The organism is Muricoccus radiodurans (genome assembly GCF_050154705.1).
In the GTDB taxonomy this organism is placed as follows: Bacteria; Pseudomonadota; Alphaproteobacteria; order Acetobacterales; family Acetobacteraceae; genus Roseomonas; species Roseomonas radiodurans.
In genome coordinates this window covers 3,579,874-3,594,577 of sequence record NZ_CP189561.1, presented here as the reverse complement: position 1 = coordinate 3,594,577, position 14,704 = coordinate 3,579,874, and the positions used below count along the sequence as shown (strand labels likewise).

Annotated in this window: 13 protein-coding genes; 9 read left to right on the top strand and 4 right to left on the bottom strand. The window is 73.3% G+C overall.

The window, feature by feature from the left end; all coding sequences use genetic code 11:
- Window positions 1–51: 51 nt before the first annotated feature.
- Entirely contained in the window at window positions 52–612 is a 561-nt protein-coding gene (locus ACP6CK_RS17050; protein ID WP_426954495.1) for a NifU family protein, read from the bottom strand.
- A gap of 155 nt (window positions 613–767) precedes the next feature.
- On the opposite strand from ACP6CK_RS17050, the gene ACP6CK_RS17045 reads away from it, so the two are divergent.
- The 3 genes from ACP6CK_RS17045 to ACP6CK_RS17035 are packed head-to-tail and all read left to right on the top strand — an operon-like array spanning window position 768 to window position 5,535.
- Entirely contained in the window at window positions 768–1,937 is a 1,170-nt protein-coding gene (locus tag ACP6CK_RS17045) for an isovaleryl-CoA dehydrogenase (RefSeq protein ID WP_426954494.1), read from the top strand.
- A complete protein-coding gene (locus ACP6CK_RS17040) occupies window positions 1,937–3,544 on the top strand; it encodes a carboxyl transferase domain-containing protein (RefSeq protein WP_426954493.1) in 1,608 nt (535 codons plus the stop codon). Before ACP6CK_RS17045 ends, ACP6CK_RS17040 begins: the two co-directional genes overlap by 1 nt.
- A 5-nt stretch (window positions 3,545–3,549) precedes the next feature.
- Window positions 3,550–5,535, top strand: a complete 1,986-nt coding sequence (locus ACP6CK_RS17035) for an acetyl/propionyl/methylcrotonyl-CoA carboxylase subunit alpha (RefSeq protein ID WP_426954492.1) — start codon at window positions 3,550–3,552, stop codon at window positions 5,533–5,535.
- A 3-nt stretch (window positions 5,536–5,538) separates the two neighbouring features.
- On the opposite strand, the gene ACP6CK_RS17030 is transcribed toward ACP6CK_RS17035, so the two are convergent.
- Window positions 5,539–6,129: a gamma-glutamylcyclotransferase gene (locus ACP6CK_RS17030; protein ID WP_426954491.1), complete on the bottom strand. Its 591-nt coding sequence runs from the start codon at window positions 6,127–6,129 to the stop codon at window positions 5,539–5,541.
- A gap of 52 nt (window positions 6,130–6,181) precedes the next feature.
- Here ACP6CK_RS17030 and ACP6CK_RS17025 point away from each other — a divergent pair, with 52 nt between their 5' ends.
- Window positions 6,182–7,324, top strand: a complete 1,143-nt coding sequence (locus ACP6CK_RS17025) for a DUF2125 domain-containing protein (protein ID WP_426954490.1) — start codon at window positions 6,182–6,184, stop codon at window positions 7,322–7,324.
- A gap of 101 nt (window positions 7,325–7,425) precedes the next feature.
- Here ACP6CK_RS17025 and ACP6CK_RS17020 read toward each other — a convergent pair whose 3' ends face one another.
- Window positions 7,426–8,205, bottom strand: a complete 780-nt coding sequence (locus ACP6CK_RS17020; protein ID WP_426954489.1) for an SDR family NAD(P)-dependent oxidoreductase — start codon at window positions 8,203–8,205, stop codon at window positions 7,426–7,428.
- Entirely contained in the window at window positions 8,202–9,704 is a 1,503-nt protein-coding gene (locus ACP6CK_RS17015; protein WP_426954488.1) for a hypothetical protein, read from the bottom strand. Before ACP6CK_RS17015 ends, ACP6CK_RS17020 begins: the two co-directional genes overlap by 4 nt.
- Before the next feature lie 101 nt (window positions 9,705–9,805).
- Here ACP6CK_RS17015 and ACP6CK_RS17010 point away from each other — a divergent pair, with 101 nt between their 5' ends.
- From ACP6CK_RS17010 to ACP6CK_RS16990, 5 genes are read left to right on the top strand one after another with little or no spacing between them, the layout of a single operon-like run.
- Window positions 9,806–10,216 carry a DVU3141 family protein gene (locus ACP6CK_RS17010; RefSeq protein ID WP_426954487.1) on the top strand — a complete coding sequence of 137 codons (411 nt, stop codon included), beginning with the start codon at window positions 9,806–9,808 and terminating at the stop codon, window positions 10,214–10,216.
- A gap of 10 nt (window positions 10,217–10,226) precedes the next feature.
- Complete coding sequence (locus ACP6CK_RS17005) at window positions 10,227–11,063, top strand: ABC transporter permease (RefSeq protein ID WP_426954486.1); 837 nt, start codon at window positions 10,227–10,229, stop codon at window positions 11,061–11,063.
- Window positions 11,064–11,120: 57 nt separating this feature from the next.
- Complete coding sequence (locus ACP6CK_RS17000; RefSeq protein WP_426954485.1) at window positions 11,121–11,768, top strand: ABC transporter ATP-binding protein; 648 nt, start codon at window positions 11,121–11,123, stop codon at window positions 11,766–11,768.
- Complete coding sequence (locus ACP6CK_RS16995; protein ID WP_426954484.1) at window positions 11,737–12,930, top strand: capsule biosynthesis protein; 1,194 nt, start codon at window positions 11,737–11,739, stop codon at window positions 12,928–12,930. The genes ACP6CK_RS17000 and ACP6CK_RS16995 overlap by 32 nt, the downstream gene beginning before the upstream one ends.
- Window positions 12,920–14,704, top strand: coding sequence for a polysaccharide biosynthesis/export family protein (locus ACP6CK_RS16990; protein WP_426954483.1), 1,785 nt, complete (start codon window positions 12,920–12,922; stop codon window positions 14,702–14,704). Before ACP6CK_RS16995 ends, ACP6CK_RS16990 begins: the two co-directional genes overlap by 11 nt.

Below are 14,704 nucleotides of genomic sequence, written 5' to 3'. Positions count from 1 at the left end.
GGCATCGCCGCCATCAGGCCGATGAATGAGCGCCCCTTGCGGAGCGCCGGTTCAGGCCTCCACCTGCTCCACCGCCACCACCTCCGGCACATAGTGGCGGAGCATGTTCTCCACCCCGTGCTTCAGCGTCGCACGAGAGGAGGGGCAGCCGGAGCAGGCGCCCTGCATGTGCAGCCGCACGATGCCGTCCCGGAAGCCGCGGAAGACGATGTCGCCGCCGTCGCCGGCCACCGCCGGGCGGACGCGGGTGTCCAGCAGCTCCTTGATCTGGGCCACCACCTCGGCGTCCGCGGGGTCCACGTCCTCCTCCTCCTCGGAGGCGTCGCCCGCCATCACGGGGCGGCCGGCCATGGCGTGCTCCATGATCGCGCCGAGCACCTGCGGCCGCAGCGTGGCCCAGTCGGAGGGGTCGGACTTGGTGACGGTCACGAAGTCAGCGCCGAGGAAGACCCGCGCCACCCCGTCCAGCTCGAAGAGCCGGGCGGCGAGCGGGGAGCGGTCGGCGGCCTCGGCCGAGGCGAAGTCGGCGGTGCCGCGCACCCCCATCACGTCCTGGCCGGGGAGGAACTTCAGCGTCGCGGGGTTCGGCGTCGCCTCGGTCTCGATGAACATTTTTCGGGTGTTCCCTGGGGCACCACGTCGGGGCGCCGTTCCTGCCCGGCGGATGTGGGACAGGCGGGGCAGGGGTGCAACCGCCGATGTTCGCAGGGCCGGGTTGCGGCGGAATCAGGCCCCACCTACCGTCCCGGCCCAGGGTGGGAGGAACCATGCAGAACAGCTTCCGCGGCCTCGACTTCGACCTGGGCGAGGAGGTGGACGCGCTGCGGGAGCAGGTCGCCGCCTTCTCCGCCGACGAGATCGCGCCCCGCGCCGCCGCCGTGGACCGGGACAACGCCTTCCCGATGGACCTCTGGCGGAAGTTCGGCGACCTCGGTGTCCTCGGCATCACCGCGCCGGAGGAGTTCGGCGGCGCCGGCATGGGCTACCTCGCCCACTGCGTCGCGATGGAGGAGATCAGCCGCGCCTCCGCCTCCGTGGGCCTCTCCTACGGCGCCCACTCCAACCTCTGCGTGAACCAGATCACCCGGAACGGCAGCGCCGAGCAGAAGGCCCGCTACCTGCCGAAGCTCATCTCCGGCGAGCATGTCGGCGCGCTGGCGATGAGCGAGCCGGGGGCCGGATCGGACGTGGTCGGCATGCGCACGCGCGCCGAGCGCCGGGGCGACCGTTACGTCATCAACGGCGGCAAGATGTGGATCACCAACGGCCCGGACGCGGACGTGCTGGTGGTCTATGCCAAGACCGATCCCGCCGCCGGGTCCCGCGGCATGACCGCCTTCCTGATCGAGAAGAGCTTCAAGGGGTTCAGCACGGCCCAGAAGCTGGACAAGCTGGGGATGCGCGGATCGAACACCTGCGAGCTGGTCTTCCAGGACTGCGAGGTCCCCGCCGAGAACGTGCTGTCCACCGAGGGCCGCGGCGTGAACGTCCTCATGTCTGGTCTCGACTACGAGCGGGCGGTGCTGGCGGCCGGTCCCATCGGCATCATGCAGGCCTGCCTCGACGTTGTCCTGCCCTATGTCCATGAGCGCAGGCAGTTTGGCCAGGCGATCGGCGAGTTCCAGCTCATGCAGGGCAAGCTGGCCGACATGTACACGACGATGAACGCCGCCCGCGCCTACGTCTATGCGGTGGCCAAGGCCTGCGACCGCGGCCAGACCACGCGCAAGGACGCCGCCGGCGCCATCCTCTACGCCGCGGAGAAGGCGACCTGGATGGCGCTGGAGGCGATCCAGTGCCTCGGCGGCAACGGCTACATCAACGACTATCCCACCGGCCGCCTGCTGCGGGATGCGAAGCTCTACGAGATCGGCGCCGGCACGTCGGAGATCCGCCGGATGCTGATCGGCCGCGAACTCTTCGCCGAGACCGCCTGATGCCCGTGCTGGACAGCGCGATCGACCCGCGCTCGGACGAGGCCCGCGCGAACGAGACGGCGATGCGCGCCCTCGTCGCCGACCTCCGCGCGAAGGCCGAGACGGTGCGTCAGGGCGGTGGCGAGGCGGCGCGCAAGCGCCATCTCTCCCGCAACAAGCTCCTGCCGCGCGATCGCATCCGCACCCTGATCGACCCGGCCTCGCCCTTCCTGGAAATCGGCCAGCTGGCGGCGCACGGGATGTACGGGGACGAGGTCCCCTCCGCCGGCATCATCACCGGCATCGGCCGCGTCTCCGGCCGCGAATGCATGATCGTCGCCAACGACGCCACGGTGAAGGGCGGCACCTACTACCCGATCACCGTCAAGAAGCACCTCCGCGCGCAGGAGATCGCGCAGCAGAACCGCCTGCCCTGCCTCTACCTCGTGGATTCCGGCGGCGCCAACCTGCCGAACCAGGACGAGGTCTTCCCCGACCGCGACCATTTCGGCCGCATCTTCTTCAACCAGGCGAACATGTCGGCCGGGGGCATCCCGCAGATCGCGGTGGTGATGGGAAGCTGCACCGCCGGCGGCGCCTATGTCCCGGCCATGTCGGACCAGAGCGTCATCGTCCGGAACCAGGGCACGATCTTCCTCGCCGGTCCCCCGCTGGTGAAGGCCGCGACCGGCGAGGTGGTGAGCGCGGAGGAGTTGGGCGGCGGCGACCTGCACAGCCGCACCTCCGGCGTGACCGACCACTTGGCGGAGAACGACGCCCACGCGCTGGGCATCGCGCGCAGCATCGTCGCGGGCCTCAACGCGGTGAAGCGTCCGGCGCTGGACATCCGCGCCCCCGTCCCGCCCCGCCACGATCCCGAAAGCCTCTACGGCGTTGTCCCCGACAACCTCCGCACCCCCTTCGACGTGCGGGAGGTGATCGCGCGCATCACCGATGGCTCCGAATTCGACGAGTTCAAGCCGCTCTACGGCCCGACGCTCGTGACCGGCTTCGCCCGCATCTGGGGCTATCCCGTGGGCATCGTCGCCAACAACGGCATCCTGTTCTCCGAGAGCGCGCAGAAGGGCGCCCACTTCATCGAGCTCTGCGCCCAGCGCGGCATCCCGCTGGTGTTCCTGCAGAACATCACCGGCTTCATGGTCGGCGCGAAATACGAGGCCGGCGGCATCGCCAAGGACGGCGCAAAGATGGTCACCGCCGTCGCCACGGCGGCCGTGCCGAAGTTCACGGTCGTCATCGGCGGTTCCTTCGGCGCCGGCAATTACGGCATGTGCGGCCGCGCCTACTCGCCGCGCTTCCTCTGGATGTGGCCCAACGCCCGGATCAGCGTGATGGGCGGGGAGCAGGCGGCCGCCGTGCTCGCCACCGTCCGCCGCGACGGCATCGAGGGCCGCGGCGGCACCTGGGCGCCCGAGGAGGAGGAGGCCTTCAGGGCCCCCATCCGCACCCAGTACGAGGAGCAGGGCCACCCCTATTACGCCACCGCCCGCCTGTGGGATGACGGCATCATCGATCCCGCCGACACCCGCCGCGTCCTGGCGCTGGGGCTCTCCGCCAGCCTGAACGCCCCCATCGAGCCGACGCGCTTCGGCCTGTTCCGGATGTAGGGCCGATGTTCCGCAAGATCCTCATCGCCAACCGCGGCGAGATCGCCTGCCGCGTCATCGCCACTGCGCGCCGCCTGGGCATCGCCACCGTCGCCGTCTACTCCGAGGCCGACGCCGCCGCTCGTCACGTGGAACGGGCGGACGAAGCCTATCCCATCGGCCCGCCCCCGGCGCGGGAGAGCTATCTCCGCGCCGACCGCATCCTCGACGCCGCCCGCCGCTCGGGCGCGCAGGCCATCCACCCCGGCTACGGCTTCCTGTCGGAGAACGCCGACTTCGCCGCCTCCTGCGCCGCCGCCGGCATCACCTTCATCGGCCCGCCGGAAGGCGCCATCCGCGCGATGGGCTCCAAGGCCGCCTCCAAGGCGCTGATGGAGGAGGCCGGCGTCCCCCTCGTCCCCGGCTATCACGGGGAGGACCAGGACCCCGCCCTGTTGGCCGACCACGCCGCCCGCATCGGCTACCCTGTGCTGATCAAGGCCAGCGCCGGCGGCGGCGGCAAGGGCATGCGCGTGGTGGAATCCGCGGTCGCCTTCGCCGAGGCCCTGGAGGGCGCCCGCCGCGAGGCCCTCGCCTCCTTCGGCGACGACCGCGTGCTGGTCGAGAAGTATCTCACCCGCCCCCGCCACATCGAGATCCAGGTCTTCGCCGACACGCAGGGCAACACTGTCTCCCTCTTCGAGCGCGACTGCTCCATCCAGCGCCGCCACCAGAAGGTGATCGAGGAGGCCCCGGCCCCCGGCATGGACCCCGCCCGCCGTGCCCGCATGGGAGAGGCCGCGGTCGCCGCCGCGAAGGCGGTGCACTACGTCGGGGCCGGCACGGTGGAGTTCATCGCCGAGGGCGACGAATTCTACTTCATGGAGATGAACACCCGCCTGCAGGTGGAGCATCCCGTGACCGAGGCGATCACCGGCCTCGACCTTGTGGAATGGCAGCTCCGCGTCGCCGCCGGCGAACCGCTGCCGCTTCCGGCCGAGGCGCTCCGCATCACCGGCCACGCCGTCGAGGCGCGTATCTACGCCGAGGACCCCTCGCAGGACTTCCTGCCCTCGGTCGGCATGCTGGCCCACCTGCGCCAGCCGCGGGAGGGCGGCGGCGTGCGCGTGGACACCGGCGTGCGCGCGGGCGACGCCATCACCCCGAACTACGACCCGATGATCGCGAAGCTGATCGTCCACGGGCCGGACCGCGCCGCCGCCCTCTCCCGCCTCTCGGCCGCGCTGGCGGAGTACGAGGTCGTCGGCGTCCGCACCAACCTCGACCTGCTGCGCGCCCTGGCGGCGCATCCCGACTTCGCGGCGGGCGGCGTGGACACCGGCTTCATCGCCCGCCACCCCGAAGTGCTGGCCGCGCCCGAGGACCCGCCCGCCACCGCGACGACCGTCTGGGCTGCCGCCGCGCTGGCCGTGCTGCGGGACGAGCGCGCCGCCCATCCCGCCGAGTCAGGCGACCCGCACTCCCCCTGGGCCGAGATGGACGCCTGGCGGATGAACGGCGACGGCTACCAGGACCTGCATTTCCAGCGGGACGGTGCCACTACGGTCCTGCGCGCCCATTTCCGGCGCGACGGCCGGCTGCGGCTGGACCTGCCGGGCGGGGCCGCGGACGTCGCCGCCACACCCGACGGCGTCCTGGTGGACGGCGTGCGCCGCCGCGTCCAGGTCGTGCGGGCGGATGACGCGCTGACGGTCGTGCTGGACGGCCGCAACCACGCGCTGCGTCCCATCGACCCCCGCTCACCGCCGCGGGCGGAGGCCGTGGGCAGCGACCGCGTGGCCTCCCCCATCCCCGCCCGCGTGGTCCGCGTGCTCGTCGCCCCCGGCGACCGCGTCACCAAGGGCGCGCCGCTCCTCGTGGTAGAGGCGATGAAGACCGAGCTGACCCTCCGCGCGCCCGCGGACGGCACGGTGGACAGCGTCCGCGCCGCCCCCGGCGACATGGTTCAGGAAGGCCGCGACCTCGTTACCTTCGCCGCCAGCGCGGGCTGAGCCTCACGCCGGTTCGAGCAGCGCGGCGATGCGGTCCAGCCCGGCGTCCCGCACGCCCAGCGCGCGCAGGTGCGACACGGTGTTGAGCAGGTATTCCCGGTTCGGCCCCATCACCCCGTGGCCGCGCGCGATGGCCGCGGCGCAGGCGTCGGGCGGCAGCAGGCCGCAATAGCTCCGCGCCCGCCGGTCCGCGACGAAGGTCACCGCGCGCTTCGTCTCCGTCCCGTCCAGCAACCGCACCGGCAGCAGGCGGCGGTGATAGACGCCGCCGGTCATCTCCCGCTCGTCCAGGTAGGCGAGCACCTCCGGCGCCCGCGACGCCGCGACGCGGAAGGCCACGCCCCGGCAGGACCCGCCCCGGTCCAGCCCGAGCACGAGGCCCGGCGCCTCCGGCGTGCCGCGATAGCTCTCGGAACGAATGCAGAAGCGGCGGTGGAAGCCGCGCAGCAGGGCGGGGTGGACCGCCTCGTGCGCGAAGCCCGGCTTCCAGATCAGGGAGCCGTAGGCGAAGACCCAGAGCGATCCGTCCGGGTCCAGCAAGGGCGCGGGGTCAAGCGGCCGCGCCTCCGAGGGGAGGGGTTCGGGCGTGGACATGCAGGCCGCCAATCTAGTGCCCCCACCCCGGTATCGAAACCGTGAAGCCGTGATGGACTCGCAGAACGGACCCGCCCATATCGCGCGCGTGACCGCTTCCGCCCCCTCCCGTTCCCCGGCCCGGCCGCGGCCCCGCTGGCTGAGCCCTGGCCGGCTCGCCCTGCTGCTGGTCCTGCTCCTCGTGGTCCTGGCGGGCGGCCACACGATCCTCTGGAATACCATGTCGTCCCGGCTTCAGTCCGGCTTCGACGCCTGGGCCGCCGCCCGCCGCGCCCAGGGCTGGCGGATCGAGCACGGCACGCCGACCCGTGGGGGATGGCCGCTCTCGGCCACGCTGCGCCTTCCGGACTTCCGTCTCTCCGGCGGCGGGGCGACGGTGCCGGGCGGGCTGGACTGGACGGCCCGGGCGGTCACGCTCCGCGTGGCGCTGCCGCGGCTGGATACGCTGCACATCAGCGCCGGCGGCCCGCAGCGGCTGCGGCTGGGGACGCTGGACCTGCCCTTCGCCGCCGACCGCCTGGCCGGCCGCCTGCCGCTCCAGCCCTATGTCCTGCCCCGGGGCGGCAGCTTCGAGACCAGCCGCCTGCGCATCGGCACCGAGGCTGGCGGCGTGGAGGTGGGGAGCGCGACACTCGAGTTCGATAGCCGCTCCACCGCGATCGAGGGCGAGGCGGCGATCCGGCTGGAGGGGAGCGCGCGGGCCATCATGCTGCCATCCAACGGCCCGCTCGGCCGGAGCATCCAGGAGGCGGCGCTGGAAGCCAACCTGACCGGCCCGCTGCCCGCCGGGCGGTCCCCCACGAACCGGGCCGAGGCCTGGCGCGACGCTGGCGGCACGCTGGAGATCCGCCGCCTGGACCTGCGCTGGGGCCCCGCGAACGCGCAGGCGGCCGCGACCGTCGCGCTGGACGACGCGCTCCAGCCCATGGGGGCCGGCACGCTGAAGCTGGCGGGGGCCGAGGCGGTGGTGGACGCGCTGGCGAATGCCGGCCTCATCCCCGCCCGCAGCGCCGCCCTGGCCCGGCGGGTGGTGGGAATGCTCGCCCGCCCGCCGGCCGAGGGCGAGCCGCCGCAGCTGGAGGTGCCCCTGACGCTGGAGGACCGCAGCCTGTCGGTCGCCCGCATCCCCGTGGCGCGGCTGCCCGCGCTCACCTGGCCCGCCGGGCAGGCCGAGGGACCGGGCCCGGGGCCTTGAGCCTTCCGTACGCGGGTCGCGGCCCCGTCGGCCAATGGCCCGCGGCAGCCTGACAAAAAGAGAAGGGGGTCTGGGGGAATTCCTTCCCCCAGCCTTCCCGATCACGGCCGCTCCTCTTCCTCTCGCACGCGGAAGCGCATCAGCCGCGCCCCGCGATCGGCGAGCGGGGCTGGCAGCACCGTGAGCAGCCGCAGCCCGAGGTGCAGCGGCCAGGGAAAGGCGTCGGCGGCACGCCCGGCGCGGAGCGCCCGCTCGCAGCGCGCCGCGGCCGCGTCGGTGGACAGGGAGAAGGGCCGCTTCCCCTCCCAGCGCGCGCCCATGGCGCTGTCGAAGAAGCCGGGCGCGAGGAGGGTGACGCCGACCCCGCTCCGGAGCAGCCCCGCGCGCAGGGATTCCCCCCAGGCCCAGAGCCCGGCCTTGGAGGCGCAGTAGCCCGGGCTGTCGGGCAGGCCGCGGAAGGCCGCGAGCGAGGCGACCAGCCCGATCCGCCCGGCCCGCCGCGCCCGCAGCGCCGGCAGCAGCGGCCCGACCAGGTGCATCGCCCCCAGCAGGTTCACCGAGACCTGCGCGACCGCGTCGCCTGTCGTCTCGGGCGCCCCGCCGGGCCGGGTGCCGGCGGAGATGCCGGCATTGGCGATGACAAGGCTTGTCGGGACCTCGGCGTCCCAGGCGTGGACGGTGCGCGCCATTGACGCCGCGTCCCGCACGTCCAGCGGGGCGATCCGGACGGCGGCGCCGCGGGCCTCGCAGGCGGCGGCGGTCTCGCGCAGCCCGGCCTCGGACCGGGCGATCAGGCCGAGCGTCACCCCCGGGGCCGCGAGCCGCCGCGCCAGCGCCGCCCCCAGCCCGCGGGACGCCCCGGTGAGGAGGATCCCGCTCATCGCCACCCCGCCAGCCGCGTGAGCCCGCGGCGCACCCACCCCTCCAGCCCCCGGTGCAGGGTGAGAGGGGCGGGGCGCCAGGCCGAGGGGTCCTCCAGCCGTTCCAGGACCACCTCCACCGGGCAGGGCAGCCGCGTCACCGGGTCGATGTAGCGGGGATAGAGGATCAGCGCCGCCGCCACGAGCTCCTCCACGCTCCGCTCCACGCCGCGGCGGCCCTCGGGGAAGGGGGCGCCGCGATGGGTCGTGCGCCCCCAGCCCGCGTAGAAGGGGCGGCCCCAGGTGGTGACCGGGACGTCCCGGAGGATCGCCTCGAAGCCCGAGAGGGAGGTCATGGTGTGGACGGCCGCGACCTGCGGCAGCAGGGCCGGCAGCGGCACGCCCGTCACGACGTGGTCCGCCAGCCCCTCCAGGTCCCGGGCGCGGAGCCGGCCGCGGCGATACCCCGCCTCCAGGTCCGGGTGCGGCTTGTAGAGGATGAAGGCGTCCGGCTCCGCCGCGCGGACGGCGCGGAGCAGGTCGAGATTCGTCCGGACCCGGTCGGCCCCGCGGCGGATGGAGGCGTCGTCCTCCACCTGTCCCGGCACCAGCACGGCGCGCCGGCCGGGCGGGATGGGCGGCAGGGCGCCGCCCGCGGCCAAGTTGTACTTCGTGACGCCGCGCCGGACGATCGCCTGACGCAGCGCCGCCGCCCGCGCGAGCAGCGCGGGGGGGAAGCCGCCCCGCTGGAGCAGCGCCTCCAACCCGGAGGGCTGGCCGGGATCGTAGTGCGCGCCCTCGTCGAGGCAGTAGGAGGCGCCGGGCAGGAAGCGCGCCCCGAGCCCGCGGGACCGGATGAACCCGTCCTCCAGCAGCCGCAGCCCGACCCCCTGGGCCCGGATCGCCGCGGCACGCGCGGGCGGCATGTCGGCCGCCCAGGCGAGCACCGCCCCGTCAGCCGCCCGCGCTTGCCGGACGGCCTCCTCCTCCCGGGGCACGAAGGCCGGGCCGCCGGCCCCGTGCGCCAGCAGCGACGCCACCGGTCCGCGCTTCCAGCGGGACAGGCCGAGGCAGACGGCGATGGAGCGGTTCTCCCGCTCCGCCGCCCGCCAGGCCACCAGCATCTCCAGCGCTGCCGCCCGGGTGATGGGGCCGCGGACGAAGGGATCGGCCGCCCGGCTGCGGGCGAGCAGGGCGGCCAGCTCCTCCCCACCCGGCAGCCCGGCGGCGGCGGCCGGAGCGATGCACTCCTCGAGTTCTTCCGGGAAGAGGGGCGGCGCGTCCTGCGTGAGCAGGAGGACTGGCGCATCCCGCTCCCCGAAGCGCGGCGGCGCGAAGGGACCGAGGGCGAAGCGCAGCACCGCCGTCCCGGGCGGAGCGGCCACATCCTCCGGAAGAACGAGCACCGAGCCGCGGGTTCCCGCGGCCACCGTCTTCCGCTCCGGCCAGAAGGCGGGCAGATGAGGCCAGCGGCTGAGCGTGGCCGGGGGAAAGGCCAGCGGCGGTGGAGGGGATGCCATTCGTCGTTTTTGCTTGCTGCGGTGCGGTAGGGTAAACCTTGCCTATGAAGCGAGCCACTTCCCCGGGAGCCCGGCTGCAGGCCGTCCCGGCTGTTCAGGTCGTGCTGCGTCCTCTTGTGCTGCTGGGCGCCCTCGCGCTCGGCGGCTGTGCCCAGGGGGTGAACGACACGACCTGGTGGAACCCGCTCGGCCTGGGGGAGGCGCCGGTCTCCCCGCCGCCGGCCACCGGTGTGGTGCTGCCGGCCCGCCCCGCCGACCCGCTGGCCGCCTTCGCCGGCCGCGCCCAGCCGGGCCAGATGGAGACGGTCGCCCTGCCCGATAGCGGCCGCGTCGTCACCGTGCAGCTGGCGCGCACCTACAATGCCGGCTCCGGCCGGGAGTGCCGGGAACTCCAGTTCGGCAACGCCTCGGCCCCGGGCGGGGCGCCGGGCGCGCTCTACTGCAACGATCCGCGCCAGGGCTGGGTCGCGGCGCGTCCGCTGCTCCGCGGCGGCGCCGTGGCCCGCCCGTGAGAGACGGCGCGTGAGCTTCGCCGGCGTTCCGGCACCCCCGGCCGGTCCGCCGGGCGGCATCTCGCGCGGCTGGTGGCTGCCGGCGGCGCTGGCGGCGCAGCGGCGCGTCATCGGCGCCCTCGTGCTGCGCGAGATGCAGACGCGTTTCGGCCGCCACAACATGGGCTTCCTGTGGCTGTTCTTCGAGCCGCTCTTCCTCGGGCTGATGGTGGCCGTGATCCACATGGCGCACGGCCAGCACCTGCCGGGCGGCATCAACCCCTTCCTGTTCTCGATCGTCGGCTACGTGCCGTTCTTCATGTTCCGCGCGATCGTCAACCGCGCGACGAGCGCCCTGCACGCCAACCTGACGCTGCTCTTCCACCGGCAGGTGACGCCCTTCGACGTCATCATGGCCCGCAACATCCTCGAGGCGGCCTCGGTGCTCGGGGTCATCATCATGATCGTCGGCGTCACGGCCGCCTTCTTCGAGATCGTGCCGGACAACATGGGGCTGATCCTCCTCTCGATGGGGCTGTCCTTCTTCCTCTCCCACGGGCTGTCGATGATGCTCGCCGCGGCCAGTGCCCGCTGGGACGGGGTGGAGCGACTGGTGCATCCGGTCACCTACCTCATGATGCCCCTCTCCGGCGCCTTCTACGCGCTCGCCTGGCTGCCGGCCCGCTTCCGGGAGATCCTTCTCTGGAACCCGCTGGTCCATGTCCACGAGGCGATCCGGGAGGGCATGTTCGGCGACCGGCTCGTCTCCTATTTCGACCTGGGCTACGTCACCTGGTGCACGCTGGTGGTGAACCTGCTGGGGCTCGCGGCCCTGCGCGGGGCGCGCCGCAAGCTCGACATCTTCTGAGGCGCCCGCGATGACGCCGCCGTCGCCAACCCTGGCCCCGGCCCCGGGCAGGTTCCGATGCTGATCCTGGAGGACGTCTGGAAGTCCTATCCCGTGCGCGGCGGCCGGCGGGACATCCTGCGCGGCATCAACGCGGTGATCGAGCGCGGCGACCATGTCGGCATCCTCGGCCGCAACGGCGCGGGCAAGTCCACCCTCATGCGCGTGCTGGCGGGGGTGGAGATGCCGACCCGCGGCCGGGTGCGGCGGGAGATGTCGGTCTCCTGGCCGCTCGGCTCCGGCTTCGGCCTCCAGGCCAGCCTGAGCGGGGCCGACAACGCCCGCTTCATCGCCCGCATCTACGGCCAGGACATCGCCGAGACGCTCGACTTCGTGCAGTCCTTCGCGGAGATCGGGCAGTACTTCTACGAGCCCGTGCGGACCTACTCCGCCGGGATGATGGGACGGCTCCTGATGGGGCTGTCCTTCGCCGTGAAATTCGACTGCTACCTCGTGGACGAGATTATCTCGGCCGGTGATCAGCGCTTCGTCCAGCGCTGCCAGGATATGTTGGAGAACCGCCTGGGGAATGCATCATTGTTAATGGTGTCGCACTTCGCCGAACATATCAGGCAGTATTGCCGCACCGCCGTCGTGCTCCGGAACGGCCTGCTCGAGCTGTACGAGGATCTCGATGAAGGTATCGCCGTCTATCAAAGCCTTTGAGCCGGGCGAGCCGGTCTCCACGCCCGTCGGGGCCGCCGCGGCGCGGCGCCCCTCCCGGCTCATGCAGAAGCTGCGGCGCTGGCGCGGCCTGCTGCTCTGCGTCGTGCTGCCCGTGCTGATCGCCGCCGGCTACTACTACGGCGTCGCGGCCGGCCAGTACGCGAGCGAGGCGCGGGTCCTCATCCGCGGTCCCGGCCGCGCCGGCGGTGCCGGCGGATCTGGGCCGATGAGCGAGATGCTGAGCGCCTCCGGCTTCACGGCGGCGGCCGCGGAATCCATGGCGGTGCGCGACTTCCTCCGCTCGGGCGACGCGATCCGCGCCATCTCGCCGGCCGTGGACCTGATCGCCATCTGGCGCCGGCCGGAGGCCGATTTCCTGGCCCGGCTGCAGGACGAGAACCCCTCGTCCGAGGCGCTGCTGCGCTACTACAACCGGATGGTGGCGGCGGACCTCGATTCCGAGTCCGGCTCCGTGACCCTGCAGGTCCGCGCCTTCCGGGCGGAGGACGCGGAGGCGGTGACCGAGGCCCTGCTGCGGGCCTCCGAGGCGCTGGTGAACCGCCTCAGCGCCCGCCAGCGCGAGGACACGCTCGGCACCGCCCGGACCGAGCTGCAGCGGGCCGAGGCGCGGGTGGTCGCGGCGCGGGAGGCGCTGACCCAGTTCCGCCAGAACGAGCGCGCCCTGGATCCCACGCGGGAAGCGGCCGCCAACCTCGACAACGTCTCCCGCCTGGAGGCGACCCTGGCCGCGACCCGCGCCGAGCTGGCCGAGAAGTCCTTCTACCTCCGCGCCGACAACCCGCAGGTCGCGACGCTGCGCAACCGCATCGCCACGATGGAACGCCAGATCGTCGAGGAGCGCGGCCGCCTGACCACCGGGGAGGCCGTCCTGCCCCAGCGCCTGGCCGATTACGAGCGGCTGATGCTGGAGCGGGAGTTCGCCGACCGCCAGCTCGGCTCCGCCACCTCCGGCCTGGAGGCGGCGCGGGTCGACGTGGCGCGGCAGCAGCTCTACCTCGCCCGGGTCGTCGAGCCGCGGCGGGCCGAGACCGCCCAGTACCCGAAGGCGGCCTTCACCCTCGGCACGATCTTCGCCGTGCTGCTGGTCATGTACGGCATTGGCACCCTCCTGCTGTCCGGATTCCGAGAGCATGCGTCCTGAGTTCCCGCGCGCGATGACCGCCCCGTTCCGGCCCTTCCGCAGGGCCGCCGGCCTGCTCGGCGCGGTCCTGCTCCTGTCGGGGCTGCTCGCCGCGCCCGTGCGCGCCCAGTTCCCGGAGCAGCCCGTGGTGGGCCCGACGCCCGGGCGGTTGACCGCGCCCGCCGGGACCCCCGCCTCGGCCGCGTCGCTCCTGCCGGACACCACGCCCACCGCCCGCGTCGGCACCACGACGGAGGCCGAGGGCGGTCCCGTCGTCTCCGGGCCGCTCGGCGAGCCGGCGCGGCGGCCCGGCCCGTCCCAGACCGTGTTCGGCGCCAGCCTTTTCACCCGCGCCGCCACCACGATCACGGACACGCCGAACCCGAACTACCGCATCGGCGTGGGCGACCGCGTGTCGATCCGCGTCTGGGGCGCGGTCGAGTCCGAGGCGCTCGGCCAGGTGGACGCGGACGGCAACCTCTTCCTGCCCTCGATCGGCCCGGTGCGGATCGCCGGCACTCGCGCCGGCGACCTGCAGCGCGTGGTCGAGGCCGAGGTGCGCCGGATCTACACTCAGCAGGTGCAGGTCTACTCGGTGCTGCTGAACACCAACCGGGTCGGCGTCTTCGTGACGGGCTTCGTGCGCACGCCGGGGCGGCACGCGGGCAGCGGCGCCGACAGCGTGCTGGACTACCTCCAGCGCGCGGGCGGCGTGGACCCGGCGCGCGGCTCCTACCGGAACATCCAGATCCAGCGCGGCGGCCGCAGCGTGCAGCAGGTGGACCTCTATCCCTTCCTGCTGACCGGCCGCCTGGCGCCCTTCCAGTTCCAGGAGGGCGACACGATCGTCGTCGCGGCCCAGGGCGCCCTCGTCTCCGCCGACGGGGCGATCCGCAACAACTACCTCTTCGAGGTGCCGGGGCGCGCCATGTCGGGGGAGGAGCTGATCCAGCTCGCCGCCCCGCTGCCCTCCGCGACGAATGTCGTGGTGCGCGGCACCCGGAACAGCCAGCCCTGGTCGCGCTACACCACCGTCGCGGAGCTGCGCCGCATCTCCCTGCTGGACCAGGACGTGGTGAGCTTCATCACCGATGCCCCCGCCCAGACGGTGCGCGTGAACATCGAGGGCAGCCGGATCGGGCCGTCCGTGCTGATCGCCGACCGCGACATCGGGCTGTGCCAGCTGCTGGACCACGTGGCCGTGGACCCGGCCATGGCCGACACGCGGTCCGTCTTCATCCTGCGGTCCCGCATCGCCGCCCAGCAGCTCCGCACCATCAACGAGACGCTGGACCGGCTGGAGCGGCAGCTCTTCACCGCCACCTCCACCACCACGGGCGTCGCGGAGATCCGCAGCCAGGAGGCGACCCTCGTCGCCCAGTACATCTCCCGGGCGCGGCGGGTGCAGCCCGAAGGGCGGCTGGTGGTGATGGACGGCCAGGGCCGCTGCACCGACACGCGGCTGGAGGACAACGACACGGTCGTGATCCCCGAGCGGTCCGAGACCGTGCTGGTGGCCGGCGAGGTCACCTCGCCCCAGGCCGTGCTGTGGCGTCCGAACCTGACGGTCGAGGACTACGTGAACCGGGCGGGCGGCTTCACCCAGCGCGGCAGCCTCGGGCACATCATGATCCGCAAGGCGAGCGGCGAGCTGGTCCTGAGCCCCTCCGTGGGCCCGAGCCCGGGCGACGAGCTGATCGCCCTGCCGCGGCTGGACCCGAAGCTGTTCCAGATCACCCGCGACGTGCTGCAGCTCATCTACCAGACGGCGCTGTCGGCGCGGGTGTTCCAGTAA

What these genes read in the sequence shown, in the direction of transcription:
- ACP6CK_RS17050 (WP_426954495.1), bottom strand. Translation starts at nt 612, where the DNA reads ATGTTCATCGAGACCGAGGCGACGCCGAACCCCGCGACGCTGAAGTTC.
- ACP6CK_RS17045 (WP_426954494.1), top strand. Translation starts at nt 768, where the DNA reads ATGCAGAACAGCTTCCGCGGCCTCGACTTCGACCTGGGCGAGGAGGTG.
- ACP6CK_RS17040 (WP_426954493.1), top strand. Translation starts at nt 1,937, where the DNA reads ATGCCCGTGCTGGACAGCGCGATCGACCCGCGCTCGGACGAGGCCCGC.
- ACP6CK_RS17035 (WP_426954492.1), top strand. Translation starts at nt 3,550, where the DNA reads ATGTTCCGCAAGATCCTCATCGCCAACCGCGGCGAGATCGCCTGCCGC.
- ACP6CK_RS17030 (WP_426954491.1), bottom strand. Translation starts at nt 6,129, where the DNA reads ATGTCCACGCCCGAACCCCTCCCCTCGGAGGCGCGGCCGCTTGACCCC.
- ACP6CK_RS17025 (WP_426954490.1), top strand. Translation starts at nt 6,182, where the DNA reads ATGGACTCGCAGAACGGACCCGCCCATATCGCGCGCGTGACCGCTTCC.
- ACP6CK_RS17020 (WP_426954489.1), bottom strand. Translation starts at nt 8,205, where the DNA reads ATGAGCGGGATCCTCCTCACCGGGGCGTCCCGCGGGCTGGGGGCGGCG.
- ACP6CK_RS17015 (WP_426954488.1), bottom strand. Translation starts at nt 9,704, where the DNA reads ATGGCATCCCCTCCACCGCCGCTGGCCTTTCCCCCGGCCACGCTCAGC.
- ACP6CK_RS17000 (WP_426954485.1), top strand. Translation starts at nt 11,121, where the DNA reads ATGCTGATCCTGGAGGACGTCTGGAAGTCCTATCCCGTGCGCGGCGGC.
- ACP6CK_RS16995 (WP_426954484.1), top strand. Translation starts at nt 11,737, where the DNA reads ATGAAGGTATCGCCGTCTATCAAAGCCTTTGAGCCGGGCGAGCCGGTC.
- ACP6CK_RS16990 (WP_426954483.1), top strand. Translation starts at nt 12,920, where the DNA reads ATGCGTCCTGAGTTCCCGCGCGCGATGACCGCCCCGTTCCGGCCCTTC.